Here is a 24,942-nt window from a genome sequence, read left to right as displayed (position 1 = left end):
GCATAACTACCTTTTCCGGTTAATACCACCGGTATTCATCTACGCTCCCCCTTTCTCTTTGCTATCAGACGGTTTATTGTCATATTTTTCTGGCACAGTTGGACATCTGAGAGCAATGCTCGCCATAATAAATCGGTAGTGTCCCGTGAATGAAACGGAGTAAAAGTGGTAATGGGTCAGGAAAAGCTATACATCGAGAAAGAACTCAGCTGGTTAGCGTTCAACGAACGTGTACTCCAGGAAGCTGCTGATAAGTCAAACCCGTTGATCGAACGGATGCGTTTCTTAGGTATCTATTCCAATAATCTCGACGAGTTTTATAAGGTTCGTTTTGCCGAACTGAAGCGCCGAATCATTATTAGCGAAGAACAGGGTTCAAACTCTCACTCCCGCCATTTGTTAGGCAAAATCCAGGCCCGCGTATTAAAAGCCGATCAGGAATTTGACGGCCTGTACAACGAGTTGCTGTTGGAAATGGCGCGCAATCAGATTTTCTTAATCAACGAACGCCAGTTGTCGGTCAATCAGCAAAGCTGGTTGCGTCATTACTTCAAGCAATATCTTCGCCAGCACATCACGCCGATCCTGATTAACCGCGAGACGGATTTAGTCCAGTTTTTGAAAGATGACTACACCTATCTGGCGGTAGAAATTATCCGTGGCGATACGATCCGCTACGCGCTGCTGGAAATTCCTTCCGACAAGGTTCCTCGTTTTGTGAATCTGCCGCCGGAAACCCCGCGCCGTCGCAAACCGATGATCCTGCTGGACAACATCTTACGTTACTGCCTTGACGACATTTTCAAAGGGTTCTTTGATTACGACGCACTGAACGCCTATTCGATGAAAATGACCCGTGACGCCGAATACGATTTGGTGCACGAGATGGAATCGAGCCTGATGGAGCTGATGTCATCCAGCCTGAAACAGCGTCTGACCGCAGAACCTGTACGTTTTGTCTATCAGCGTGACATGCCCAATGCACTGGTCGAAGTACTGCGTGAAAAACTGACGATTTCTCGCTACGACTCGATTGTTCCCGGCGGGCGTTACCATAACTTCAAAGACTTTATTAACTTCCCTAACGTTGGCAAAGCTAACCTGGTGAACAAACCGCTGCCGCGTCTGCGCCATATCTGGTTCGACAACGAGAAGTTTCGTAACGGCTTTGACGCCGTTCGCGAACGCGACGTGCTGCTGTATTACCCCTATCACACCTTTGAGCACGTTCTTGAACTGCTGCGCCAGGCCTCTTTCGACCCGAGCGTGCTGGCTATAAAGATCAACATCTACCGTGTGGCAAAAGATTCACGCATCATAGATTCAATGATCCATGCCGCGCACAACGGTAAGAAAGTCACCGTGGTGGTGGAATTGCAGGCCCGCTTCGATGAAGAAGCCAACATCCATTGGGCCAAGCGTCTTACCGAAGCAGGCGTTCACGTCATCTTCTCCGCGCCAGGCCTGAAAATTCACGCCAAACTGTTCCTTATCTCGCGTAAAGAAGGTGATGAAGTCGTGCGCTATGCGCATATCGGGACGGGGAACTTCAACGAAAAAACGGCACGCCTGTATACCGACTACTCGTTGCTGACCGCCGATTCGCGCATTACCAACGAAGTGCGTCGGGTGTTTAACTTCATCGAGAACCCGTATCGCCCGGTGACGTTCGATTATCTGCTGGTTTCCCCGCAGAACTCACGCCGTCTGCTGTACGCGATGATCGACAAAGAAATCGCCAACGCGCAGCAAGGACTGCCTTCCGGCATTACGCTAAAACTGAATAACCTGGTCGATAAAGGTCTGGTTGACCGCCTCTATGCGGCCTCAAGCTCTGGTGTGCCGGTCAATTTGTTGATTCGTGGTATGTGTTCTTTGATTCCGAATCTGGAAGGTATCAGCGACAATATTCGCGTTATCAGCATCGTTGATCGCTATCTTGAACATGACCGGGTCTATATCTTCGAGAACGGGGGTGACAAGCAGGTGTATCTCTCCTCCGCTGACTGGATGACAAGAAACATCGACTATCGTATCGAAGTTGCCACACCGCTTCTTGACCCGCGCCTTAAGCAACGCGTGCTGGATATTATCGATATCCTGTTCAGCGACACGGTGAAAGCCCGCTTTATTGATAAAGAACTGAGTAATCGCTACGTACCGCGCGGAAACCGCCGTAAGGTTCAGTCACAATTGGCGATTTACGATTACATCAAATCACTCGAGCAACCTGACTAAAGATATGCCAATACACGACAAGACTCCACGACCGCAGGAATTTGCTGCGGTCGACCTTGGTTCAAACAGTTTCCATATGGTCATTGCCCGCGTGGTTGATGGCGCAATGCAAATTATTGGGCGACTGAAACAACGCGTACATCTGGCGGATGGCCTCGGCGAAGATAACAAGCTGAGCGAAGAGGCCATGGAGCGCGGGCTAAGCTGTTTATCACTGTTCGCCGAACGTTTGCAGGGGTTTCCTCCATCAAGCGTATGTATCGTGGGAACCCATACTTTGCGTCAGGCACTGAATGCGACTGATTTTCTCAAGCGAGCGGAAAAAGTCATCCCCTACCCAATTGAGATTATTTCCGGCAACGAAGAAGCCCGATTGATCTTTATGGGCGTTGAACATACGCAGCCGGAAAAAGGTCGCAAGCTGGTTATCGATATCGGCGGCGGCTCAACAGAACTGGTGATCGGAGAAGATTTCGAGCCTAAACTGGTCGAAAGCCGCCGTATGGGTTGCGTCAGCTTTGCCCAGATGTATTTCCCGCGCGGTGTAATTAACCGCGAAAACTTCCAGCGTGCCCGCATGGCGGCTGCGCAAAAGCTCGAAACCTTAACCTGGCAGTTTCGCATTCAGGGCTGGAACGTTGCGCTGGGCGCATCGGGCACCATTAAGGCAGCCCATGAAGTGCTGCTGGAGATGGGTGAAAAAGACGGTTTTATCACCCCCGAACGTCTGGACAAGCTGACATCTGAAGTGTTGAAGCACGCGTCATTTGATGCGCTCAGCTTGCCTGGGTTGTCAGAAGAAAGAAAAGCAGTGTTTGTACCCGGACTCGCGATTCTGTGCGGCGTTTTTGACGCGTTAGCTATTCGCGAACTTCGCCTTTCTGATGGTGCGTTACGTGAAGGCGTGCTGTACGAGATGGAAGGCCGTTTTCGCCACCAGGACGTTCGTAGCCGTACCGCCAGCAGCCTGGCGAACCAGTACAACATTGACAGCGAACAGGCCCGGCGCGTACTAGAAACGACGATGCAAATGTACGACCAGTGGCATACGCAGCAGCCAAAGCTGGCCAATCCCCAACTGGAAGCGTTACTGCGTTGGGCAGCAATGCTGCATGAGGTTGGGCTGAACATCAACCACAGCGGTTTGCATCGCCACTCTGCGTATATCTTACAAAACAGCGATCTACCTGGTTTCAATCAGGAACAACAGCTGATGATGGCAACATTAGTTCGTTATCATCGCAAAGCGATTAAGCTCGACGACTTGCCCCGCTTTACGCTGTTTAAGAAGAAACAGTTTCTGCCGTTAATTCAGCTGCTGCGCCTGGGCGTGCTGTTGAATAATCAGCGTCAGGCGACCACCACACCGCCGACTTTGACCCTGATAACCGACGACAGCCACTGGACCTTACGCTTCCCGCATGACTGGTTTAGCCAAAATGCGCTGGTGCTGCTCGATCTGGAAAAAGAGCAGCAATACTGGGAAGCCGTAACAGGCTGGCGACTCAAAATTGAAGAAGAGAGCTCACCCGATATCGCCGCATAAGATCTCAGCAGGTGTCAGTTCATCTGGCACCTGCTTTTCCAGAGTTTCATTCAACGGCAGTGGCTCACCAATCAGATACCCCTGCATGTAATCAATCCCCAGTGAAATCACCGCACTGCGTATTTCTTCGCTTTCGACGTACTCCGCAACCACCAGCATTCTTTTCATCCGCGCCAGATGGCAAATAGAGGCCACGATTTGGTAGTCGAGGCTGTTCGAAACAATATTGCGAATAAAGCTACCGTCAATTTTCAGGATATCGGCATTCACATTTTTCAGCCGCGCATAGCTGGCATACCCAGTACCAAAATCATCAATCGCAATCTGACAGCCCAGTGATTGCAGCTGCAGCAACGTTGCCTGTGCCTGTTCCGCATTGGTCAAGGCATTGCTTTCCGTCACTTCAAAGATAAGTTGCCATGCTTCAACCTTGTACTTATTCAGTAACTGATTGATGTCATTAGGAAGTCGCGCGCGACATACTGAGGTGGGTGATAAGTTGATAGCAAACCGGTGGGCGGGCATTTTTTCCCGATTCTGCGCCATAAATTTCAACGTATTTTCAATCACCCACAGATCGATACGGGATGACAAACCAAACTCATGGGCTACCGGCAAGAAGTTATCAGGGGCAATAGTTTCACCGTCATCCCCCTCAAGCCGCAGGAGGATTTCGTGATAAACGTCGCCACGCACGCCAAAAATCGGCTGCGCCTTCAGGAAAAAGCGATTGTTCTCCAGCGCCTGCTGAATACGGTTCATCATCGCAACTTTATCTTTCAGGTCGCGTTGCAGGTGCATCACACCACGCCGCTGCAAATTCTCTGGAGAATTGGTTGCCAGCGATAATTCGGCAATGGTACTTAACTCTCCCAGCAACAAATAGATATGGTTAACAGGAGAACGGACATAGCAAAAGCTGATCCCAACCTGCGGTTGCAAAGGCATTCCGTCCCAAACAAAACGAAACTGCTTGATATGTCTGTCCAGTGCTTCAATGCGTTCCTGGTGTAGCTCAGTGTTAAAACGCAGGATTAAATCATTACCTGATAATTGATAGACATGCTCATCCTGTTCAAGCAACGGTGTTATCCACTGAGCCAGTTTTTGCTTGTACTGGATACGCAGCATAATGCCGTAATTTTTCACCAGCAGCTCCATGCCCGGAACACCCAAAAAGCAAAGCACTGACCATGGCGCGTTTTTCAAATCCCGGTTCAAAGCGCGCAAATTCGGAATATGCACCATAGGGTCAAAGAAGGCCAGGCGATGGTTGCGCCGGGTAACAAAACGTTGACGCGTTGCCAGGACAGCAATGAAATTCACGATGAAGGAAAAAACCAGATAACTTGATGAGGTAATGGCAAGCTGCGTATCGTAACCCGAATACCATGGCATATAGCGCTGATAATAATGAATTGCGGTAATAAGTACGACCGCCCATATCACCGAAATAAATCTATAACCGTAACGCATTGCCCCCCACAGCATGACGGGAAGTAACAGTGACAAGGTATAATTCGTGCTAAATATTGAGCTTTGTTCATTGAGCGGCATACACAACATTGCCATTAGCACAGTCAATATAATCAACCAGACCGCAAACTCTGTTTTAGTCACTTTGGTATCAAACTGCTGCTTTAACTGAGAAAAATAGCCTCTCAGATGCAAGGGGTTGCGAATTGTTCGAATGATGAAATAACACAGCGGCACACCTACAAGATTCCCCGCGAGTATGGACTGATAGTTGATCAATGTGCCTGTATTGAAGGGCATAACGCCCACCATGCCGGATTTGCTTTCATAAACACCCACAAATGCAGCAAACTGAAAGAGTATCAGAAACAGCGTAGCCGGGCAGAAGACTTGCCAGAACATACGCTGAAACAACAGATGAGAGTCGCCGTGGGAAACGTTGTTTCGTCGGGGAGAAAATACTTTATATCCTCCCCAGCTAAGCACGACTGTAACTATAAAGTGCGAAATTATTGAAAGTGTTTCAAATAACCCAACCTGCGGATATTTGTACCAGATAATGGAAATGATAATACCTGGCAATGCCGCCCAGCCAAAAAAAAGCATCAGGCTAATCATCAGCGCTAACGGCAGGTAGAAAAGAATTACGGTCCCCGTACTAATATGGGCATAGGTGGTGGCAGTGCTCAATATAGGCAACAACAAAGAAGGTAAGATGAGAGGTAATGCCCACCATCTATCTCTAATACCAATATAATTTTTATTGAGTTTCATAGATGCTCAGTAGAATCCCGCACATCCTGTAGGGGGTATTCAGACAGGCATCCCACCTGACCTTAAAACGATAAAGTAAAATACATCACAATGATTCATCGATTTTAGTTGTCAGCAAAGTGTGATGCTTGATACATATCAAAAAACATGCCCCTCATTCATCAATTATTACTCTTTTCATTATTTTTTATCGTTAATACATTATTCATGCAAATAATAATATTAATTTCCATAACATAAGAAGATAAAACAACTGAAGCAATTTTACATAAGGAAGAATTGACCATTCCCTCTCAGTGTGCCTTAATGTGAGTATCGCCCTCAGTTGGGTACACTACAAGGAACCTTTTGTGAGCCAGGTTACCAGCCTACGCAAACGACACCGATTTAACAGTCGCATGATCCGGATCGTACTGCTTATCAGCTTTCTCTTCTTCTTCGGACGCTTCGTCTACTCCGCCATTGGTGCGTGGCATCACCACCAGGACAAAAAAGAATCTCAGCAGACCACTCAGCCGCAACAGACATCTTCTGCACAAACCGACGTACATTGATCGCTCGCGCCTGTGATACCCCCAGCATTAAGATTCCTTACCGGATGGCTAATCGCCTGATATTTAACCATCCGGTAAGGGATTTGAGTGACGAAACTTTACACACATCCCTCCTCTCTCGCTTAATTATCAGATAATCGACCGTATTTTTCGCACAAATGCACAATCTTTTCATCCCACTTCACCGCACCATTCGCGCTGATTTTTACGTTCCGGTTTAACGGACATAAAAAGACAAACAGTGCTCAAATAAACGCTAATTAATATCACCAGCAAATATCACTGACGCAAGTATTTATATTTCGCATGAAAATTAAATAGTTATTTGAATTGTTATCATTTTTAAATACTACAGGGTAATACCATGAGTGGTTTTTTATTATTCCCGAAAATAAGAAGCGGCCTTGAGTGGATCGCCGGGCACAGCGATGCTGTCATTCAATTCGGCTGGAATATCGTTGCCGCCGTGATCTTATTGTTTATCGGTAAATTTATCGCTCGTCTGCTCTCTCGTGGGCTGGAAAAGTTACTGCTTAAACGTAAAGTCGACAGAACGATCATTCAGTTCTTCACCGCGCTGGTACGTTACATTACCCTCGCCTTTTCCGTCGTCGCCGCATTAGGTCGCATCGGTATTGAAACATCCTCCATTATTGCCGTCATCGGTGCCGCCGGACTGGCCATTGGCCTCGCGTTACAAAGCTCACTTTCCAACTTTGCCGCTGGCGTGCTGTTGGTTTCCCTGCGACCTTTTCGCGCCGGAGAAGTAGTGCAGATTGGTGCAGTCACCGGAACAGTAGAAAAGGTGCACATCTTCTCCACCACCCTGCTCACCGCGGACAGCAAAGAAGTGGTGATTCCAAACGGTAAGATCATCGCTGACAACATCATTAACTATTCCCGTCACCCTTTTCGTCGTATCGATCTGGTGATTGGTGTGGGTTATCAGAGTCGGATTGCAGAGGTTAAGCAAGTTATTAATCACATTATCGAGCAGGACAGCCGCATCGATAAGCAACGTGGGGTAACCGTTCGTCTGGGCGAACTGGGCGCTTCAGCGTTGAATTTTTACGTGCGCGTATGGGTGCCCAATATCGAATACTGGAATACCTATTACGATCTGCTGGAAAACATTAAAGAGGCGCTGGACGCCAACCACATCGACCTGCCCTATCCACAGATGGATGTGCGTATTCAGAATGTCGCACCTCAGCAACAGTCTCAGCTGCAACTGGTCGATTAGCGTACTTTCCTGCAGAACATGCGCCTGAAGTATTTGCTGAAATGCGTGCAATAAAAAACCCTCTGTAAACAGAGGGTTTTTTGCATATTACCGGTTCAAAAACCGCTAACGGAAAGGGATATTATTCCCACTCAATCGTAGCTGGCGGCTTACCGCTGATGTCATACACCACGCGGGAAATACCGTTCACTTCGTTGATAATGCGGTTAGAGACGCGGCCTAAGAAGTCATACGGCAGGTGTGCCCAATGCGCGGTCATAAAGTCGATGGTTTCGACCGCACGCAGGGAAACAACCCAGTCGTACTTGCGGCCATCGCCCATCACACCAACGGAACGAACCGGCAGGAACACGGTGAACGCCTGGCTTACCTTGTTGTACAGGTCAGCTTTGTGCAGCTCTTCAATGAAGATAGCATCCGCGCGACGCAGCAGGTCGCAGTACTCTTTCTTCACTTCGCCAAGCACACGCACGCCCAGACCCGGGCCTGGGAACGGGTGACGGTACAGCATGTCGTACGGCAGGCCCAGCTCCAGACCAATCTTACGCACTTCGTCTTTGAACAGCTCACGCAGCGGTTCAACCAGACCCATCTTCATCTCTTTCGGCAAACCGCCCACGTTGTGGTGAGATTTGATAACGTGCGCTTTGCCGGTGGCAGATGCCGCGGATTCGATCACGTCCGGGTAGATGGTGCCCTGCGCCAGCCACTTCACGTCTTCCAGCTTCAGCGCTTCTTCATCGAATACTTCCACGAAGACGCGGCCAATGATTTTACGTTTAGCTTCTGGGTCGTTCTCGCCTTTCAGCGCGTCCAGGAAACGCTGCTCGCCTTCCACGTGAACGATGTTCAGGCCAAAGTGGTCGCCGAACATATCCATCACCTGCTGAGCTTCGTTGAGACGCAGCAGACCGTTGTCGACGAACACGCAGGTCAGGTTTTTGCCGATAGCACGGTGCAGCAGCATCGCGGTCACGGAGGAGTCAACGCCGCCGGACAGACCGAGGATAACTTTATCATTGCCAACCTGCTCACGAATGCGGGCAACGGCGTCATCGATAATTTTTGCCGGCGTCCACAGCGCTTCACACTGGCAGATGTCGCGCACAAAACGCTCCAGCATGCGCATACCCTGACGGGTGTGGGTAACTTCCGGGTGGAACTGCACGCCGTAGAAGCGTTTTTCTTCGTGCGCCATGATAGCGAACGGGCAGTTGTCGGTGCTGGCAACGGTCACGAAACCTTCCGGAATGGCGGTCACTTTGTCGCCGTGGCTCATCCACACGTCCAGCAGCGGTTTGCCGTCTGCGGTCAGGGAGTCTTCAATACCGCGGATCAGCGCGCTGTCGGTCTGAACTTCAACCTGCGCATAGCCGAATTCACGTTCGTTAGAACCTTCAACATGACCACCGAGTTGCATTGCCATGGTCTGCATGCCGTAGCACACGCCGAACACCGGCACGCCCGCGTTGAAAACGTATTCCGGCGCACGCGGGCTGTTTTCTTCGGTGGTACTTTCCGGACCACCGGAAAGAATGATACCGCTTGGGTTGAATTCGCGAATTTGTGCTTCCGTAACATCCCATGCCCACAGTTCACAGTAGACGCCCAGTTCACGTACGCGACGTGCAACCAGCTGAGTGTACTGCGAGCCGAAATCGAGGATGAGAATGCGATGTTTATGAATATTGTCTGTCATTGACGCTAATTCCGAGGCAAGTGAAACAAATTCGCCCGGCATATAGCCGGGCGCGGAAACTTATCAGGAGCCCATGCGGTAGTTAGGGGACTCTTTGGTGATGGTCACATCGTGAACGTGACTTTCCTGAATACCCGCACCGCTGATGCGTACAAACTCTGCTTTCGTTCGCAGCGCGTCGATAGTACCACAGCCGGTCAGACCCATACAGGAGCGCAGGCCGCCCATCTGCTGGTGAATGATCTCTTTCAGGCGACCTTTATAGGCAACGCGACCTTCGATACCTTCCGGGACCAGTTTGTCAGCAGCGTTATCGCTCTGGAAGTAACGGTCAGAAGACCCTTTGGACATCGCGCCCAGAGAACCCATACCGCGGTAAGATTTGTAAGAACGGCCCTGGTACAGTTCGATTTCGCCCGGGGATTCTTCAGTACCCGCCAGCATGGAGCCAACCATCACTGCGGCAGCACCAGCAGCAATCGCTTTAGCGATGTCGCCGGAGAAACGAATACCGCCGTCGGCGATAACCGGAATACCGGTGCCTTCCAGCGCTTCAACGGCATCAGAAACGGCAGTGATCTGCGGAACACCGACGCCGGTCACGATACGGGTAGTACAGATGGAGCCTGGGCCGATACCCACTTTAACTGCGCTGCAGCCAGCTTCAGCAAGCGCGCGAGCACCTGCGCCTGTAGCAACGTTACCGCCGATGATCTGCAGGTCAGGATATTTAGCGCGAGTTTCACGGATACGCTGCAGAACGCCTTCAGAGTGGCCGTGAGAGGAGTCAATCAGCAGAACGTCTACGCCAGCGGCAACCAGCGCGTCTACACGCTCTTCGTTACCTGCGCCAGCACCTACCGCTGCACCAACGCGCAGACGACCATGCTCGTCTTTACAGGCGTTAGGTTTACGTTCTGCTTTCTGGAAATCTTTTACGGTGATCATGCCGAGCAGGTGGAAGCTGTCATCAACAACCAACGCTTTCTCAACGCGTTTTTCGTGCATTTTGGCAAAAACGACATCGCGCGCTTCGCCTTCACGAACGGTCACCAGACGCTCTTTTGGCGTCATATATACGCTAACCGGCTGGTTCAGGTCTGTCACAAAACGCACGTCACGGCCGGTGATGATGCCGACCAGTTCGTTATCTTCAGTCACTACCGGGTAGCCAGCAAAGCCGTTACGCTCGGTCAGTTCTTTCACTTCGCGCAGAGTAGTGGTTGGCAGTACGGTCTGTGGGTCAGTTACCACGCCAGATTCGTGTTTCTTCACGCGGCGAACTTCTTCAGCCTGGCGCTCGATGGACATGTTTTTGTGGATAAAACCGATGCCGCCTTCCTGGGCCAGGGCAATTGCCAGGCGCGCTTCCGTCACGGTGTCCATTGCTGCGGAGAGCATAGGAATGTTCAGGCGAATGGTTTTCGTCAACTGGGTGCTGAGGTCAGCAGTATTCGGCAGAACGGTAGAATGAGCGGGAACGAGGAGGACGTCGTCAAACGTCAGGGCTTCTTTTGCGATACGTAGCATGGGCAATATCTCACCTGGGAGGTTATTAAATATTGCCGCGGCATTATACAGAGCGTAACCGATTGCATCCACACTTTTTTGCAAAAAAACCTTGCGCTCCTCTGTGAGCATGTTACTTTCGACTGAATAACTTGCTGATTTAGAATTTGATCCCGCTCACATGTTATCCTCTCAGACCACCTCAATTTTTACCGTAAGCCGCCTAAATCAGACGGTTCGTTTGCTGCTTGAGCAGGAAATGGGACAAGTTTGGATCAGCGGTGAAATCTCGAATTTCACTCAGCCGTCCTCCGGTCACTGGTATTTCACGCTCAAAGATGACACCGCCCAGGTACGCTGCGCGATGTTTCGCAACAGCAATCGACGGGTAACGTTCCGCCCACAGCACGGTCAGCAGGTCCTGGTACGCGCCAACATTACGTTGTACGAACCGCGTGGCGACTACCAGATAATTGTTGAGAGCATGCAGCCAGCTGGTGAAGGCTTGTTGCAGCAAAAATATGAGCAACTCAAAGCCAAACTGCAGGCTGAAGGGCTATTCGATCAGCAGTTCAAAAAATCACTACCCTCTCCGGCTCACTGCGTTGGAGTCATTACCTCGAAAACCGGGGCTGCGCTGCACGATATTCTCCACGTGCTGAAGCGTCGTGACCCATCCCTGCCCGTTATTATCTACCCGACCGCGGTCCAGGGCGACGATGCGCCAGGACAGATCGTTCGCGCCATTGAGCTGGCGAACGCGCGGGGCGAGTGCGATGTGCTTATCGTCGGGCGCGGCGGCGGTTCTCTGGAAGATTTGTGGAGTTTTAACGACGAACGCGTAGCACGGGCAATCTTTGCCAGCCACATTCCTGTGGTTAGCGCCGTCGGGCACGAAACAGATGTCACTATTGCCGATTTTATTGCAGATTTACGGGCGCCTACGCCATCAGCAGCGGCGGAAATTGTCAGCCGCAATCAACTGGAACTGCTGCGTCAAATTCAGCATGGCCAGCAGCGTCTGGAGATGGCGATGGACTACTACATCGCCAACCGTACTCGTCGCTTTACCCAGCTTCATCACCGTTTGCAACAGCAACATCCGCAACTGCGTCTGGCCCGTCAGCAGACCGTGCTGGAGCGGCTGCGTCAGCGGATGAATTTCGCTCTTGAGAATAAGATTAAGCAGGCCAATCAGCGCCAACAGCGCGTAAGTCAACGCCTGAGCCAGCAAAACCCACAGCCGCGAATTTATCGGGCGCAAACCCGTATTCAGCAACTGGAGTACCGTCTGGCAGAGAATATCCGCGCGCGTTTAAGTGCACAGCGAGAACGCTTCGGTAATGTGGTGACGCATCTTGAAGCGGTGAGTCCTCTCTCGACGCTCGCTCGCGGCTATAGCGTCACTACCGCGACCGACGGCAAAGTGCTGAAGCAGACCAAACAGGTAAAAACCGGTGATGTGCTCACTACCCGCCTGTCAGACGGCTGGGTAGAGAGCGAAGTGAAAGGCGTAACGACGGCAAAGAAAACGCGTAAGAAAAAGCCAGATTAAACCGGCACAAACTCCACACGTTTCTTCGAAATCAGACCATGACCATTCTGACAGAAGTAATCCACCGCACCGCAGGCTTTTAACACCTGGAGTGGCTGATGGCACTCCGGGCAGCGCGCTTCTAACGGAATATCTTTTTTACAGTTTTCACAGTGTGCCACACCGTTTTGTGGTTCCAGTTCTGCATGACAATCCGGGCAGGTCATCGACATGGTGACTCCTTTAAATGGCGTTCAATTCTGCGCTAATTTTACCATGATACGCTTAGTGTGAACCACGCAACTGTTGCTGTAGGATCAGTAATCGTTCTACCTCATCCAGCCTGCGCTGCGTCGTGCGGCTCACCTCCTGCGGGCTGCGTTCAAACAGACTTTGCGTCCCCAGAATATGTTCCGCCAGACAATGGGCATAAATCGTACCAGGCAGACACCAGCGTTGCACAACATCACCGTCAATCAATTCGAGCACATCGTCGGCACCCCGTCGGTCGTAGCTGATGATACGCCCATCACGCAGATAAAGGCGCAGACCTTTTTGTCCGCCAGCAGGCCCCGCGTATTTATTCAGCCAGATATCCAACGGTACACCGCTAATCAGTCCTTGCAGATGCGCCTCTCCTTCAGCCGTGGTCAGGTCACCCTGGATGATGTTACGTCCCAGACGGTCTTTAGCGCTCTTCACCTGCAGGGTCATGCTGTCATTACCGCCCAGGTAACGCACTGTTTCACGCAGCATGGCCAGTACGTGTGTGCCAATGTCCAGAATCACACCGTCCGGGTGGCGAAGCTCACGCGTATCTGGCTCACCAGTGGCAAAGTTGAGCGCGATCGGCTCTCCTGTAGCGTTATATCCGCTCGGCTCCTGCAAAAAACCGTCGATTTTAACAACGTCTGAAAAGTGAGAGACAAGTGCCTGTTGTGGGTTATCGCCCTGCCACTGCGCACCGAGTTTTCCCAATGCCAGCTGCATTGCGCCATTGCGCGCCATCCAGTGGTCGAGCGCCAGCACACGGTCGGCAGCGTCGGGTTGCTCCAGCAGCGTTTTCAGTTTTTTAATTTGGGAAAGCGTGGCAACAATCGGTTTTTCAACCACGATTCGTGCGATGGGAGCGGCCAGCGCCTGTTCAAGCACATCGAGATGATGCAGGGATGCGGTGGTGATAAACAGGGTATCAAGCGGTGTTGCAAGAAGTTCAGCGAGCGATGCACAGCGTGTCACACCAGCGGGCTGTTTTGCGGGTTGCAGGTCAAATCCCACACAGCACAGGGAATCACCGTAAAGTTTACGCAATGCGGGCAAGTATGCCGTTTCAACGACTGCGCCAAGCCCAACAAACCCTAACAGCATGTTCTCACCTCGTAAATGAATTGGCCGGGACATCACGTCTGCCCCGGCACAATCGAGGTGTTATCAGGCGCTAGTAGCCGGTTTAGTTTGCGTATTCTCCAGCATGCGACGGATCGGCACAATGAGGACGATCAGTACCGCGGCGCAGATAAGCAACGCAATCGAGCAGCGAGCGAAGAGATCCGGCAGCATATCCAGTTGGTCGGCCTTAACATGACCACCAATCAGACCTGCGGCCAGGTTACCCAGCGCACTGGCGCAGAACCACAGGCCCATCATCTGCCCGCGCATTCTTTCCGGAGCCAGCAGCGTCATGGTCGCCAGACCGATCGGGCTCAGGCACAACTCACCAAGCGTCAGCATCAGGATACTGCCCACCAGCCAGAATGGGGAGACGCCTGCGCCACCGTTACTGAGAACGTTTTGCGCTGCCAGCATCATCAGACCAAAGCCTGCAGCGGCACAGAGAATACCGATAACGAACTTGGTGATGCTGCTCGGGCGAATATTCATGCTCGCCAGTTTCGGCCACGCCCAGCTGAATACCGGTGCCAGCAGAATGATAAACAGTGCGTTTATCGACTGGAACCAGACCGCCGGGATTTCAAAATCGCCGATCATACGGTTAGTGTAGTCATTAGCGAACAGGTTGAATGAGGTTGGCTTCTGCTCAAATGCAGACCAGAAGAACGCGGCGGAAACCAGCAGGATAAAGCAGACCAGCAGTCTGGCGCGCTCTTTACGGTTCAAACCGGCAAAGATGAACAGGTAGATAAAGTACAAGGCAACGGAGGCTGCAATCACGTATACCAGTATGCTGGCAACCGCGACCGGATTTATCACAATCACGCCCTGCGCAATCAGCGTAACGATAACAGCTACGCCGACGGCCAGCGCCAGCAGCCACGCGCCCACGCCATTACGTTTCACTACCGGGCTGTTCCAGGTTGAGTCCAGACCCACTTCGCTGTCATAACGTTTCATCGATGGAACGGCAAACACGCGGAAGATGATCAATGCCACCAGCATCCCGATACCACCGATGCCAAAGCCCCAGTGCCAACCGTGGGATTTAATCAGCCAGCCGGAGATCAGCGGCGCGATAAACGATCCCATATTGATGCCCATATAGAACAGCGAGAAGCCGCCGTCGCGACGCGCATCGCCTTTTTTATACAGCGTGCCAACCATCACTGAGATACAGGTTTTAAACAGACCAGAACCGAGCACGATAAACATCAGGCCGATAAAGAACAGGTTGTTCCCCATAATGGCCGAGAGCGCGATCGACAAGTGACCGAGCGCAATCAAAATGGAACCGTACCACACCGCTTTCTGTTGGCCGAGCCAGTTATCCGCCAGCCAGCCACCAGGCAACGCGGCGAGATACATCGTACCGGCAAAGATACCCACAATCGCCGAGGCATTTTCACGCGCCAGCCCCATGCCGCCGTCATAAACGGTAGCAGCCATAAACAGGATCAGTAACGGGCGAATGCCGTAAAACGAGAAGCGCTCCCACATCTCTGTGAAGAACAGCGAGCCGAGCGGGTAAGGATGACCGAAGAAAGTTCGGCTTTCTTTTTGATTAACAGAGGATTGCATAATTCTCCCGAAAGTTATGTCGTCGTGCGTGTAAACACCGCGATGTACGCCAGCCAGTTACGTATCTGACCGATTTTTTACATGCGGCGAAAAGTTATTTAACCATTTGATAACCTAAGGCTAGTTTTGTCTAGTACCAGCCCCCGGACTTTAAGATGAAAACTCGACAAATGTCTACTTTCTTAGATTTAAACTTGGCAAAAAACGAATAGTGATTGACTTTACACAGGGGGAGATCAGCAATGGGCAGACGAAAAAAAACCCGCGACAAGCGCGGGTTTTTATCTGCATCAGCAACAGTTACTTGCTTTTTTTGATGTGCTTAATCAGACGCTTACGCTTACGCATCTGAGTCGGCGTTAATGTATTACGTTTGTTCGCAAACGGGTTTTCCCCTTCTTTGAACTGAATACGGATCGGCGTCCCCATTACGTCCAAAGACTTGCGGAAATAGTTCATCAGATAGCGCTTGTAGGAATCCGGCAGGTCTTTGACCTGGTTGCCGTGAATCACCACGATTGGCGGGTTATAACCACCGGCATGGGCATATTTCAGCTTCACACGACGACCACGCACCAGCGGCGGCTGATGATCTTCTACTGCCATGGTCATGATGCGCGTCAGCATCGCGGTGCTCACGCGACGTGTAGAGCTATCGTATGCTTCACGGACCGATTCAAACAGGTTACCCACGCCGCTACCGTGCAGAGCTGAGATAAAGTGTACGCGCGCAAAATCAATAAAGCCCAGACGGAAGTCCAGCGTCTCTTTGACCTGCTCTTTTACTTCCTGCGTCAGACCATCCCACTTGTTCACAACGATAACAAGTGAGCGCCCACTATTGAGAATAAAGCCCAGCAGCGACAGGTCCTGATCGGAAATCCCTTCACGCGCGTCAATCACCAGCATCACCACGTTGGCATCTTCAATTGCCTGCAGCGTTTTGATTACTGAGAATTTTTCTACCGCTTCGGTAATTTTGCCGCGCTTACGCACACCCGCGGTATCGATGAGCACATATTCGCGTTCATCGCGCTGCATCGGAATATAAATACTGTCACGCGTGGTTCCCGGCATGTCGTAAACCACCACGCGGTCTTCGCCGAGAATACGGTTAGTAAGCGTGGACTTACCTACGTTCGGACGGCCGACGATTGCCAGTTTAATCGGCAAATCCTGCGGGTTGAAATCGTCTTCAGGCTCTTCTTCGCCGTTTTCTTTGGCTTCAAGCTGCGCCCAGTATTCTGCGTCTTCATCCACTTCTTCCTGAGGAGCAACGTCATCCATCCACGGCAGCAGAACATGCTCCAGCAGGCTGAGAACACCACGACCATGGGACGCCGCAATCGGATAAATTTCACCCAGACCCAATGAGTAGAAATCAACAACCGCCTGGTCAGGATCGAGTCCGTCAGTTTTGTTGGCGACCAGGAACGTCGGTTTCTGGCGCGAACGCAGGTGTTTAGCAATAGCTTCATCCGCTGGCATCAGGCCAGCACGCGCATCCACCATGAACAGCACAACGTCTGCTTCTTCGATAGCCAACAGCGACTGTTCCGCCATACGGGTTTCAACACCGTCTTCGGTGCCATCAATACCGCCGGTATCAATGCAGATAAACTCACGGCCTTCAATTTCCGCACGACCGTACTTACGGTCACGAGTCAGACCCGGGAAATCCGCAACCAGCGCATCTCGGGTGCGAGTTAGACGGTTAAATAACGTGGATTTGCCAACGTTAGGGCGCCCGACAAGCGCGACCACAGGTACCATGTTTAAAGCCTCATTTAAAAAATCATCAGACAACGGGCACATTTTTTGCCCCGTTGTTAAAAACAGTAAAACGGCCCCTGCACCAGGAGCCGTTTTTCAAAGCGAGCGGCCGGGACGATTAACGCGTAATAGAGTACAGCGTACCGTCTTTCGCCTGGATCAGCAGTTTACCATCAGCAGAGACCGGCTCGGTCAGGAAACCTGAGCTGTCGACTTTCTGCTGGGCAACAAAACGACCATCGTCAACGTTAATCCAGTGCAGGTAGCCTTCGCTATCACCGACGACCAGATTGCCATTATACAATACCGGGGACGTCAGCAGACGGTGTAGCAGATCGCTTTGCGTCCACAGCGTCACACCGCCGTCGGTGGTCAGTGCCAGTACGCGGTCGTTCTGGTCAACCAGGTAGATACGGTTGCCGTCGACGATAAAATCATTCACCGAGCCCAGTTCGCGTTTCCACATAATCTGACCGCTGCGCAGATCCAGCGCCGTCAGGTTACCATTATAAGCCAGCGCATAAACAACGCCATTGACGATAACCGGCGTGGTATCAACGTCGCTCAGACGATCGATTTCCGTTGGACCTGTCGCCTGAGAAATACGTTGCTGCCAAATCATCTGGCCTTGCTGCATCAGCACGGCGCTCACGCGACCGTTATCACCGCCGACAATAGCTGCGCCAAAGGCGGTCGCTGGGGCAGATTCGCCGCGCAGTGACAGAGAAGGCATGTCGAGGTTAACGGTCCATTTGATAGCACCATCAGCTTCGTTCAAGGCCTGCAACTGACCGTTGCTGGTGTGGATCAAAACTACGCCATCGCTCACAACAGGACGAGACAGCGCTTCACCGGCGACTTTCGTCTGCCATGCGGTGGTACCGTCGCTGGTATTCAACGCATAAACCTGTGCTTTTTCGCTGCCAATGTAAACATGTCCGCCGGACACGGTTACACCGCCAGAAAGCTGTGCAGATGCACGGGAGAACCAGCCGTCTTTCTCACCCAGATTCACAGACCAGACTTCTTTACCGTCGCCTGCGTTCAATGCTTTCACTACACCAGCGCGATCGGCTGCATAGACAACGTTATCCGCCAGCGCAGGATGAAGATTGGAATAGAAATCACCAATACCGTTGCCTACGGAGGTGCTCCAGTCCGTAGACGGAGTAAACTGGTTCTCAACCACCGGTAATGGGGACATCTTAACGACATCTTCTTCGCCACTAAACAGTGAACAGCCGCTCAATAGGGTAACGGAAAGCAGCCCTGGCAGAAGTAATTTACGCAATTGCATCGGGTCCCTCTCAGATGGACAAATTATTGATTTTCATCTGCATCATTTCGCTCAGAGCAGGAGAGGCATCGCTTTTCACGCCCGCTTCCCATGCGCTACGCGCACCTTGTTTGTCGCCTTTGCTCAGCAACGCTTCACCGCGCAGATCGGCAACAATGGCCGTCCAGCCTTCACCTTTAATGGTGTCGAGCGTTTTCAGCGCGGTATCGGCTTGTTTAAGCTGAACCTGAACACGAGCCAGACGCAGGTTGATCACCGCTTTGAGGTTTTCATCGCTGGTTGCAGCTAAGCCCTGTTGCAGTTGGCTTGCGGCTTTCTCAAGTTCATTTTGGTCAACAAACTGCTGCGCAAGTTCCAGTGAAGCTAGCGCGCCGTAGGTATTTTTATTCTCTGCAGCAAATTTCTCAGCGGCAGGAATGCTGTCCGGTTTACCCGCGCTAACCGCAGTCACCGTATTTTGATATGCCAGAGAAGCAGAGCGTGCGGACTCCGTCTGATGGCTGGTCCAGTAACGCCAACCAACCAGCGCGCCAACCCCTAAAATGATCCCAACAGCCAGCGCCTTGCCGTTTTCAGCAAAGAAGCGTTTTACCGCATCAACCTGGTCGTGTTCGTTCTCGTAAATTTCCACGCTGTCCTTCTCCTTAGCCCAGTAAAGTGCGCAAATGCGCGGCAACGCTATCCTGCGCTACTGCCGTTTGCTCACCAGAGCGCAAATCCTTCACTACAACAGTACCGTCAGCCACTTCGGACTCGCCCAGTACCAGTGCAACGCGGGCGCCCCACTTATCGGCACGGGCAAACTGTTTCTTAAAGTTGCCGCCACCGTGGTTTGTCATCAGTTTCACACCAGGAACTTCATCGCGCAGACGTTCTGCAAGCGTCATTGCCGCCGACTGCGTGTCCGCCCCTGAAGCAACCAGGTATATATCGACAACAGGATCTGCGTTAAATTCCGGATTAACTGCCTGAACTAACAAAACAAGTCGTTCCAGCCCCATAGCAAAGCCCACGGCTGGCGTTGCACGACCGCCAAGTTGCTCTACCAGACCGTCGTAACGACCACCGGCACACACGGTGCCCTGAGAGCCCAGGCTGCTGGTAACCCACTCAAATACGGTGCGGTTGTAGTAATCAAGACCACGAACCAGACGCTGATTGACGGTGTAGGCAATGCCTGCGGATTCCAGCAGTTTGCACAAGCCCGCGAAGTGCTCGCGAGAGTCGTCATCAAGATAGTCGCCCAGTGCAGGCGCGTCGTTGAGCAGCGCCTGTACTTCCGGGTTTTTAGAGTCGAGAACGCGCAGCGGATTGGTGTACATACGACGCTTGCAGTCTTCGTCCAGTTTCTCTTTGTGCAGTTCCAGGTAGGCGACCAGCGCATCACGGTAGTTAGCGCGGGCTTCAAGCGAACCGATTGAGTTCAGCTCAAGGCTAACATGCTGAGAAATACCCAGCGCGCGCCACCAGCGAGCGGTCAGCATAATCAGCTCCGCATCGATGTCCGGGCCTTGCAGGCCAAATACTTCGACACCCAGCTGATGGAATTGACGATAGCGTCCTTTCTGCGGACGTTCGTGGCGGAACATCGGCCCGATATACCACAGACGCTGTTCCTGATTGTACAGGAGACCATGTTCGATGCCGGCGCGTACGCAGCCCGCAGTCCCTTCAGGACGCAACGTCAGGCTGTCGCCATTACGGTCCTCAAAGGTATACATCTCTTTTTCAACCACGTCGGTGACTTCACCGATCGCGCGTTTGAATAACGGGGTCTGCTCTACAATCGGCAAGCGGATTTCACTGTAACCGTAGCTACCGAGCACGTTTTTGAGAGTGCCTTCAATGCGCTGCCAGATGGCGGTTTCGCCAGGCAGATAATCGTTCATGCCGCGAATGGCTTGAATGTTTTTTGCCACGTTTATTCTCTTTATGAATATAAAAATGAACCCTCAGCGCTAACCCGAACAATGCGGGCGCCATGCGGGTTCAATCATACACGGGAAGCACGCCGCTTCCCATCACGTTGTTATTTTTCAAGCTGCTGCACGTCGATACGACGCGCTTCGTCCAGAATACTCGCTTTAGCGCGGATGCGGGCTTCAAGCTGCGTAATCATGTCGTCGTTATCGAGTCTGTCCTTACGCACGCCGTCTTCATACAGGCCGCTTTTCTTGTTACCGCCCGTCACGCCCAGCGTAGAAACCAGCGCTTCACCAGGACCGTTTACCACGCAGCCGATGATCGAAACGTCCATTGGCGTAATGATATCTTCCAGGCGTTGCTCCAGCGCGTTAACCGTACCAATAACGTCAAACTCCTGACGCGAACAGGTTGGGCAAGCGATGAAGTTGATCCCGCGCGCGCGAATACGCAGCGATTTCAGGATATCGAAACCCACTTTGATCTCTTCCACCGGATCGGCTGCCAGAGAAACACGCAGCGTATCGCCGATCCCTTCAGATAACAGCAGGCCAAGGCCGATCGCGGACTTCACCGAACCACTACGCAGGCCACCGGCTTCGGTGATCCCCAGATGCAGCGGTTGATCGATCTGTTTCGCCAGCAGGCGATAGGATTCTACGGCGAGGAAAACGTCAGATGCTTTAACGCTGACTTTGAATTGATCGAAGTTCAGACGATCGAGGTGATCCACATGGCGCATAGCGGATTCCAGCAGCGCCTGCGGCGTCGGTTCGCCGTATTTTTCCTGCAGATCTTTTTCCAACGATCCGGCGTTGACGCCGATACGGATTGGAATATTTTTATCACGAGCGCAATCCACCACCATGCGAATACGCTCTTCACTACCGATATTACCAGGGTTAATACGCAGGCAATCAACACCGTATTCCGCCACCTTCAGCGCGATACGATAGTCGAAGTGAATATCGGCAACCAGCGGGACGTTAACCTGCTGTTTGATAAGCTTGAACGCTTCTGCGGCATCCATTGTCGGTACGGAGACACGAACAATGTCTGCGCCTACGCGTTCCAGCGCTTTAATCTGATTAACCGTCGCTTCCACATCCGTGGTACGCGTGTTAGTCATAGACTGTACGGCGATGGGCGCACCATCGCCAATCGGCACGTTCCCAACGTAAATGCGTGTCGATTTTCTACGTTGAATTGGAGCCTGGTTATGCATTAAAAAATCTCCCGCATTGCCGTCTGTTACTGAGCCGGTGATTGTTCGGCATTAACGGTCAGACGCGCAACCTGGTTAGTTCTGATAAAACGACTCAGATCGACAGGTTTACCCTGGAACTGAATCTGCACTGCCGCCGGGGCGCCAATTTTCAGTTTGTACGGCGCTTGACCGGTCAGGTTTAGATTGCCGTCTTTACGCTGCATCCCACTGAACAGTTTTTTACCGGTCGCATCGGTTACTTCCAGCCAGCAATCGGCGGTAAAGTTCATCACCAGCGCGTTAGGATCGGCTACAGGTGTAGTCACACCTGCCTGATCGGTCGGCAGAGGAGCCGCTGTAGCTGGCGCTGTTGGCGCTGCGGTTGCGGTATCGACGTTAGCCTGAGATGGGGCAACAACGGCGTTCTGTTGCGCATCAGCGGCGGGTGCCGGGGTCGCAGCAACGTCTGGCGTTGGCGCTGCGTCCGCTACCGCACCATCGTCAGGAGCCGGAGGGGTATCCTGCCCTGCTGCTGCGCTGGTATCTAACGGTACGTTCTGCGCACCCTCTTTACCGGCATTCAGCTCAGCAGAGGATTGATCGGCCATGGTGGTGATCTCTTCCTGCTGCGCTTTATGGTTCTGCCACCACCAGGCGCCTGTCAGTCCGACAACGACAAACAGTACCAGCCAGGTAAAGGTCATTAACCAGCCGTCACGTTTCTTACGACGCTTACCGAGCGAGAAGCTCTGCATCGGTGCGACCTTAGCTGGTCGAATCGGAGCCTGTTTTTCCAGCCCTGGCAACAGTTCTTCTTCAGGAATATGCACCAGACGCGCATAAGAACGGATATACCCGCGCAGGAATGTTGAAGCAAGATCGGCTGGCGCCTTATCCTCTTCAATATCGCGTACCGTGGAGACCTTCAGGCAAAGTCGCTCCGCGACTGCCTGCTGGCTGAATCCGAGTTGTTCACGGGCATTGCGCAGACGAACGCCGGTGGATAGTGTTTCATTTTTGTCGTGCGTGGCTTCAGTATTCATTCGCTACAGCTGCGTAAATTTGGGTTCTGATGCCGGCGAGCCACAATGCTCACCCACACCGCGAAACATCTGGTCAGTTAACCATCGTCAGACAGTATAAAACGGTCAGACTATCAATGACAAAACGGCGTAAACCTGAGGGCTAAACACTTGTTACGCCGTTACATACTGCCTTAAAGTCGACAAAAACGCACCGTTATTATTGACCTGACGACGACAACAAAAAACCTCATATGGCTTACGTTGCACTACGGTACAGGAATTATACCGTAGTGCGCCAACATCAAACGGTCTTAATCTCGATAGCGTCGCCCTGCATACGCTTACGCAGAGTACGCTTGGTACGGTCGATAACGTCGCCCGCCAGCTGACCGCAGGCTGCATCGATGTCATCACCACGTGTTTTACGCACGATGGTAGTGAAACCATAGCTCATCAACACTTTGGAGAAACGATCGATACGGCTGTTAGAACTACGGCCATACGGCGCGCCCGGGAACGGGTTCCACGGGATCAGGTTGATCTTACACGGAGTATCTTTCAGCAGTTCTGCCAGCTGATGCGCGTGTTCAGTGCCATCATTGATGTGATCTAACATCACATACTCAATGGTTACACGACCTTGGTTAGCGTTGGACTTCTCCAGATAACGACGAACCGCGCCAAGGAATGTTTCGATATTGTACTTTTTGTTGATAGGTACAATTTCGTCACGAATTTCATCGTTCGGCGCATGCAGAGAAATCGCCAGCGCGACGTCAATCATATCACCCAGCTTATCCAGCGCAGGGACAACACCTGAGGTGGAGAGCGTGACGCGACGCTTGGACAGCCCAAAACCGAAGTCATCGAGCATGATTTCCATCGCCGGAACCACGTTGGTCAGGTTGAGCAGCGGCTCGCCCATCCCCATCATCACCACGTTGGTAATAGGACGCACGCCCGTAGCCTTCACCGCACCGACGATCTTCGCCGCGCGCCAGACCTGACCAATGATCTCCGATACCCGCAGGTTACGGTTAAAGCCCTGTTGCGCCGTAGAGCAGAATTTACACTCTAATGCGCACCCGACCTGTGAAGAAACACACAGGGTCGCACGATCGTCTTCCGGGATATACACCGTTTCAACGCGCTGATCGCCAACCGCGATAGCCCATTTGATCGTACCGTCAGAAGAACGCTGCTCTTCCACCACTTCCGGGGCGCGAATTTCAGCCACTTCTTTCAGCTTGTTACGCAGCACCTTGTTGATGTCAGTCATGTCATCAAAGTTGTCGCTGCAATAGTGGTACATCCACTTCATGACCTGATCGGCACGAAACGGTTTTTCGCCCATCTCTTTGAAGAATTCGCGCATTTGCTGACGGTTCAGATCCAGCAGGTTAATTTTTCCATTTTTATTTGGAACCGCAGGAATGACGACTTCAGAGGTGTTAACTAATTCAGACATAATTTTTTCCGGCCTCGTTGTTACACGTTGTGGCCCGTGGAGGGTTAAAAAGAAACGCCCCGGCAAGCGATCTGCTCTTCCGGGGCGTTGCATTGTACAAAGTCTGGCGCAGGGATGCCACGTTTGCACGAAGCATTAGCGAAAATAATATGTAAAGGAAGATCGTAGGCCTGATAAGACGCATCAGCATCGCCATCAGGCAAAGCAGAGCCGGATGCGCAAATGCTTATCCTGCCTACCCCACGAGCTTATTAGCGAGTGCGCGGGCAAACCTCACCTTCACCAAAGAAATAGGCGATTTCGCGCGCCGCTGACTCAACGGAGTCGGAACCGTGAGTACCGTTCTCGGTGAAGCTGTCAGCATAGTCTGCACGCAGAGTACCGGCCAGCGCATTCGCCGGGTTGGTTGCGCCCAGCAGATCGCGATGACGCTGTACGGCATTTTCGCTTTCCAGAACAGAAACAACGATCGGACCGGAGGTCATGAATTCAACCAGACCGTCAAAGAACGGTTTGCCATCGTGCTCAGCATAGAAGCCACGTGCCTGCTCAACGGTCAGGTGCAGCATTTTAGTGCCGACAATTTTGAACCCTGCTGCTTCAAAGCGCGCAAAGATGCTCCCAATAACGTTTTTTGCCACCGCGTTTGGTTTGATGATGGAAAAAGTACGTTCAATAGCCATGATAACCTCTGTAATGTGTT

At 51.9% G+C, this 24,942-nt stretch carries 19 protein-coding genes; 5 read left to right on the top strand and 14 right to left on the bottom strand.

The genetic code is table 11. From position 1 onward, the window contains the following. Positions 1-171 precede the first annotated feature (171 nt). Together ppk1 and ppx are read left to right on the top strand one after the other, a co-directional pair. A complete protein-coding gene (ppk1, locus tag OGY17_RS21075; protein ID WP_032944192.1) occupies positions 172-2,238 on the top strand; it encodes a polyphosphate kinase 1 in 2,067 nt (688 codons plus the stop codon). Between the two features lie 4 nt (positions 2,239-2,242). Further along, positions 2,243-3,784: an exopolyphosphatase gene (gene ppx / locus OGY17_RS21070; RefSeq protein ID WP_032944195.1), complete on the top strand. Its 1,542-nt coding sequence runs from the start codon at positions 2,243-2,245 to the stop codon at positions 3,782-3,784. Here the strand turns inward: ppx and OGY17_RS21065 are convergent. Continuing rightward, on the bottom strand, positions 3,764-6,034 hold the full coding sequence (locus tag OGY17_RS21065) for a bifunctional diguanylate cyclase/phosphodiesterase (RefSeq protein ID WP_286608281.1): 2,271 nt from the start codon (positions 6,032-6,034) through the stop codon (positions 3,764-3,766). The genes ppx and OGY17_RS21065 overlap by 21 nt on opposite strands. A gap of 350 nt (positions 6,035-6,384) precedes the next feature. Between OGY17_RS21065 and OGY17_RS21060 the strand changes: the two genes are divergently transcribed. Next, a complete protein-coding gene (locus OGY17_RS21060; RefSeq protein WP_103015178.1) occupies positions 6,385-6,588 on the top strand; it encodes a YfgG family protein in 204 nt (67 codons plus the stop codon). A gap of 364 nt (positions 6,589-6,952) precedes the next feature. Beyond that, the gene (gene mscS / locus OGY17_RS21055; protein ID WP_057069350.1) at positions 6,953-7,831 is read left to right on the top strand and encodes a small-conductance mechanosensitive channel MscS; all 879 of its coding nucleotides are present in this window, start codon (positions 6,953-6,955) and stop codon (positions 7,829-7,831) included. A gap of 121 nt (positions 7,832-7,952) precedes the next feature. Here the strand turns inward: mscS and guaA are convergent, their stop codons facing one another. Continuing rightward, positions 7,953-9,530, bottom strand: a complete 1,578-nt coding sequence (gene guaA / locus OGY17_RS21050) for a glutamine-hydrolyzing GMP synthase (protein WP_195995367.1) — start codon at positions 9,528-9,530, stop codon at positions 7,953-7,955. Between the two features lie 63 nt (positions 9,531-9,593). After that, positions 9,594-11,060 carry an IMP dehydrogenase gene (gene guaB / locus OGY17_RS21045; RefSeq protein WP_003037756.1) on the bottom strand — a complete coding sequence of 489 codons (1,467 nt, stop codon included), beginning with the start codon at positions 11,058-11,060 and terminating at the stop codon, positions 9,594-9,596. Between the two features lie 160 nt (positions 11,061-11,220). On the opposite strand from guaB, the gene xseA reads away from it, so the two are divergent. Then, positions 11,221-12,594, top strand: coding sequence for an exodeoxyribonuclease VII large subunit (gene xseA, locus OGY17_RS21040; RefSeq protein WP_048215788.1), 1,374 nt, complete (start codon positions 11,221-11,223; stop codon positions 12,592-12,594). Here xseA and OGY17_RS21035 read toward each other — a convergent pair. The 11 genes from OGY17_RS21035 to ndk form a co-directional block, all read right to left on the bottom strand. Then, positions 12,591-12,806 (bottom strand): zinc ribbon domain-containing protein, encoded by a 216-nt coding sequence (locus tag OGY17_RS21035; RefSeq protein ID WP_003835160.1) that lies wholly within the window; start codon positions 12,804-12,806, stop codon positions 12,591-12,593. The two genes, xseA and OGY17_RS21035, sit on opposite strands and share 4 nt — an antisense overlap. Before the next feature lie 52 nt (positions 12,807-12,858). Further along, complete coding sequence (locus OGY17_RS21030; RefSeq protein WP_153753962.1) at positions 12,859-13,941, bottom strand: Gfo/Idh/MocA family oxidoreductase; 1,083 nt, start codon at positions 13,939-13,941, stop codon at positions 12,859-12,861. A gap of 63 nt (positions 13,942-14,004) precedes the next feature. Beyond that, a complete protein-coding gene (locus OGY17_RS21025) occupies positions 14,005-15,546 on the bottom strand; it encodes a peptide MFS transporter (RefSeq protein WP_048225012.1) in 1,542 nt (513 codons plus the stop codon). Between the two features lie 300 nt (positions 15,547-15,846). Then, on the bottom strand, positions 15,847-17,319 hold the full coding sequence (gene der, locus OGY17_RS21020) for a ribosome biogenesis GTPase Der (protein WP_003835168.1): 1,473 nt from the start codon (positions 17,317-17,319) through the stop codon (positions 15,847-15,849). 118 nt (positions 17,320-17,437) lie between these two features. Further along, entirely contained in the window at positions 17,438-18,616 is a 1,179-nt protein-coding gene (bamB, locus tag OGY17_RS21015; RefSeq protein WP_191215504.1) for an outer membrane protein assembly factor BamB, read from the bottom strand. A 10-nt stretch (positions 18,617-18,626) separates the two neighbouring features. After that, positions 18,627-19,247 (bottom strand): YfgM family protein, encoded by a 621-nt coding sequence (locus tag OGY17_RS21010; RefSeq protein WP_003835172.1) that lies wholly within the window; start codon positions 19,245-19,247, stop codon positions 18,627-18,629. 13 nt (positions 19,248-19,260) lie between these two features. After that, entirely contained in the window at positions 19,261-20,535 is a 1,275-nt protein-coding gene (gene hisS, locus OGY17_RS21005; protein WP_003835173.1) for a histidine--tRNA ligase, read from the bottom strand. 110 nt (positions 20,536-20,645) lie between these two features. Further along, positions 20,646-21,764: a flavodoxin-dependent (E)-4-hydroxy-3-methylbut-2-enyl-diphosphate synthase gene (gene ispG, locus OGY17_RS21000; RefSeq protein ID WP_003037720.1), complete on the bottom strand. Its 1,119-nt coding sequence runs from the start codon at positions 21,762-21,764 to the stop codon at positions 20,646-20,648. Between the two features lie 26 nt (positions 21,765-21,790). Further along, on the bottom strand, positions 21,791-22,789 hold the full coding sequence (gene rodZ / locus OGY17_RS20995) for a cytoskeleton protein RodZ (protein ID WP_008785454.1): 999 nt from the start codon (positions 22,787-22,789) through the stop codon (positions 21,791-21,793). A 283-nt stretch (positions 22,790-23,072) separates the two neighbouring features. Next, complete coding sequence (gene rlmN, locus OGY17_RS20990; RefSeq protein WP_008785455.1) at positions 23,073-24,239, bottom strand: dual-specificity RNA methyltransferase RlmN; 1,167 nt, start codon at positions 24,237-24,239, stop codon at positions 23,073-23,075. A 251-nt stretch (positions 24,240-24,490) separates the two neighbouring features. Further along, positions 24,491-24,922, bottom strand: coding sequence for a nucleoside-diphosphate kinase (gene ndk, locus OGY17_RS20985; RefSeq protein WP_003037710.1), 432 nt, complete (start codon positions 24,920-24,922; stop codon positions 24,491-24,493). Between the last annotated feature and the right edge of the window lie 20 nt (positions 24,923-24,942).

The sequence above is a fragment of the Citrobacter sp. Cpo126 genome (genome assembly GCF_030332445.1).
Lineage (GTDB): Bacteria > Pseudomonadota > Gammaproteobacteria > Enterobacterales > Enterobacteriaceae > Citrobacter > Citrobacter portucalensis.
The sequence above is the reverse complement of the archived record's forward strand: the minus strand, read 5'-3'. Positions and strand labels throughout refer to the sequence as shown.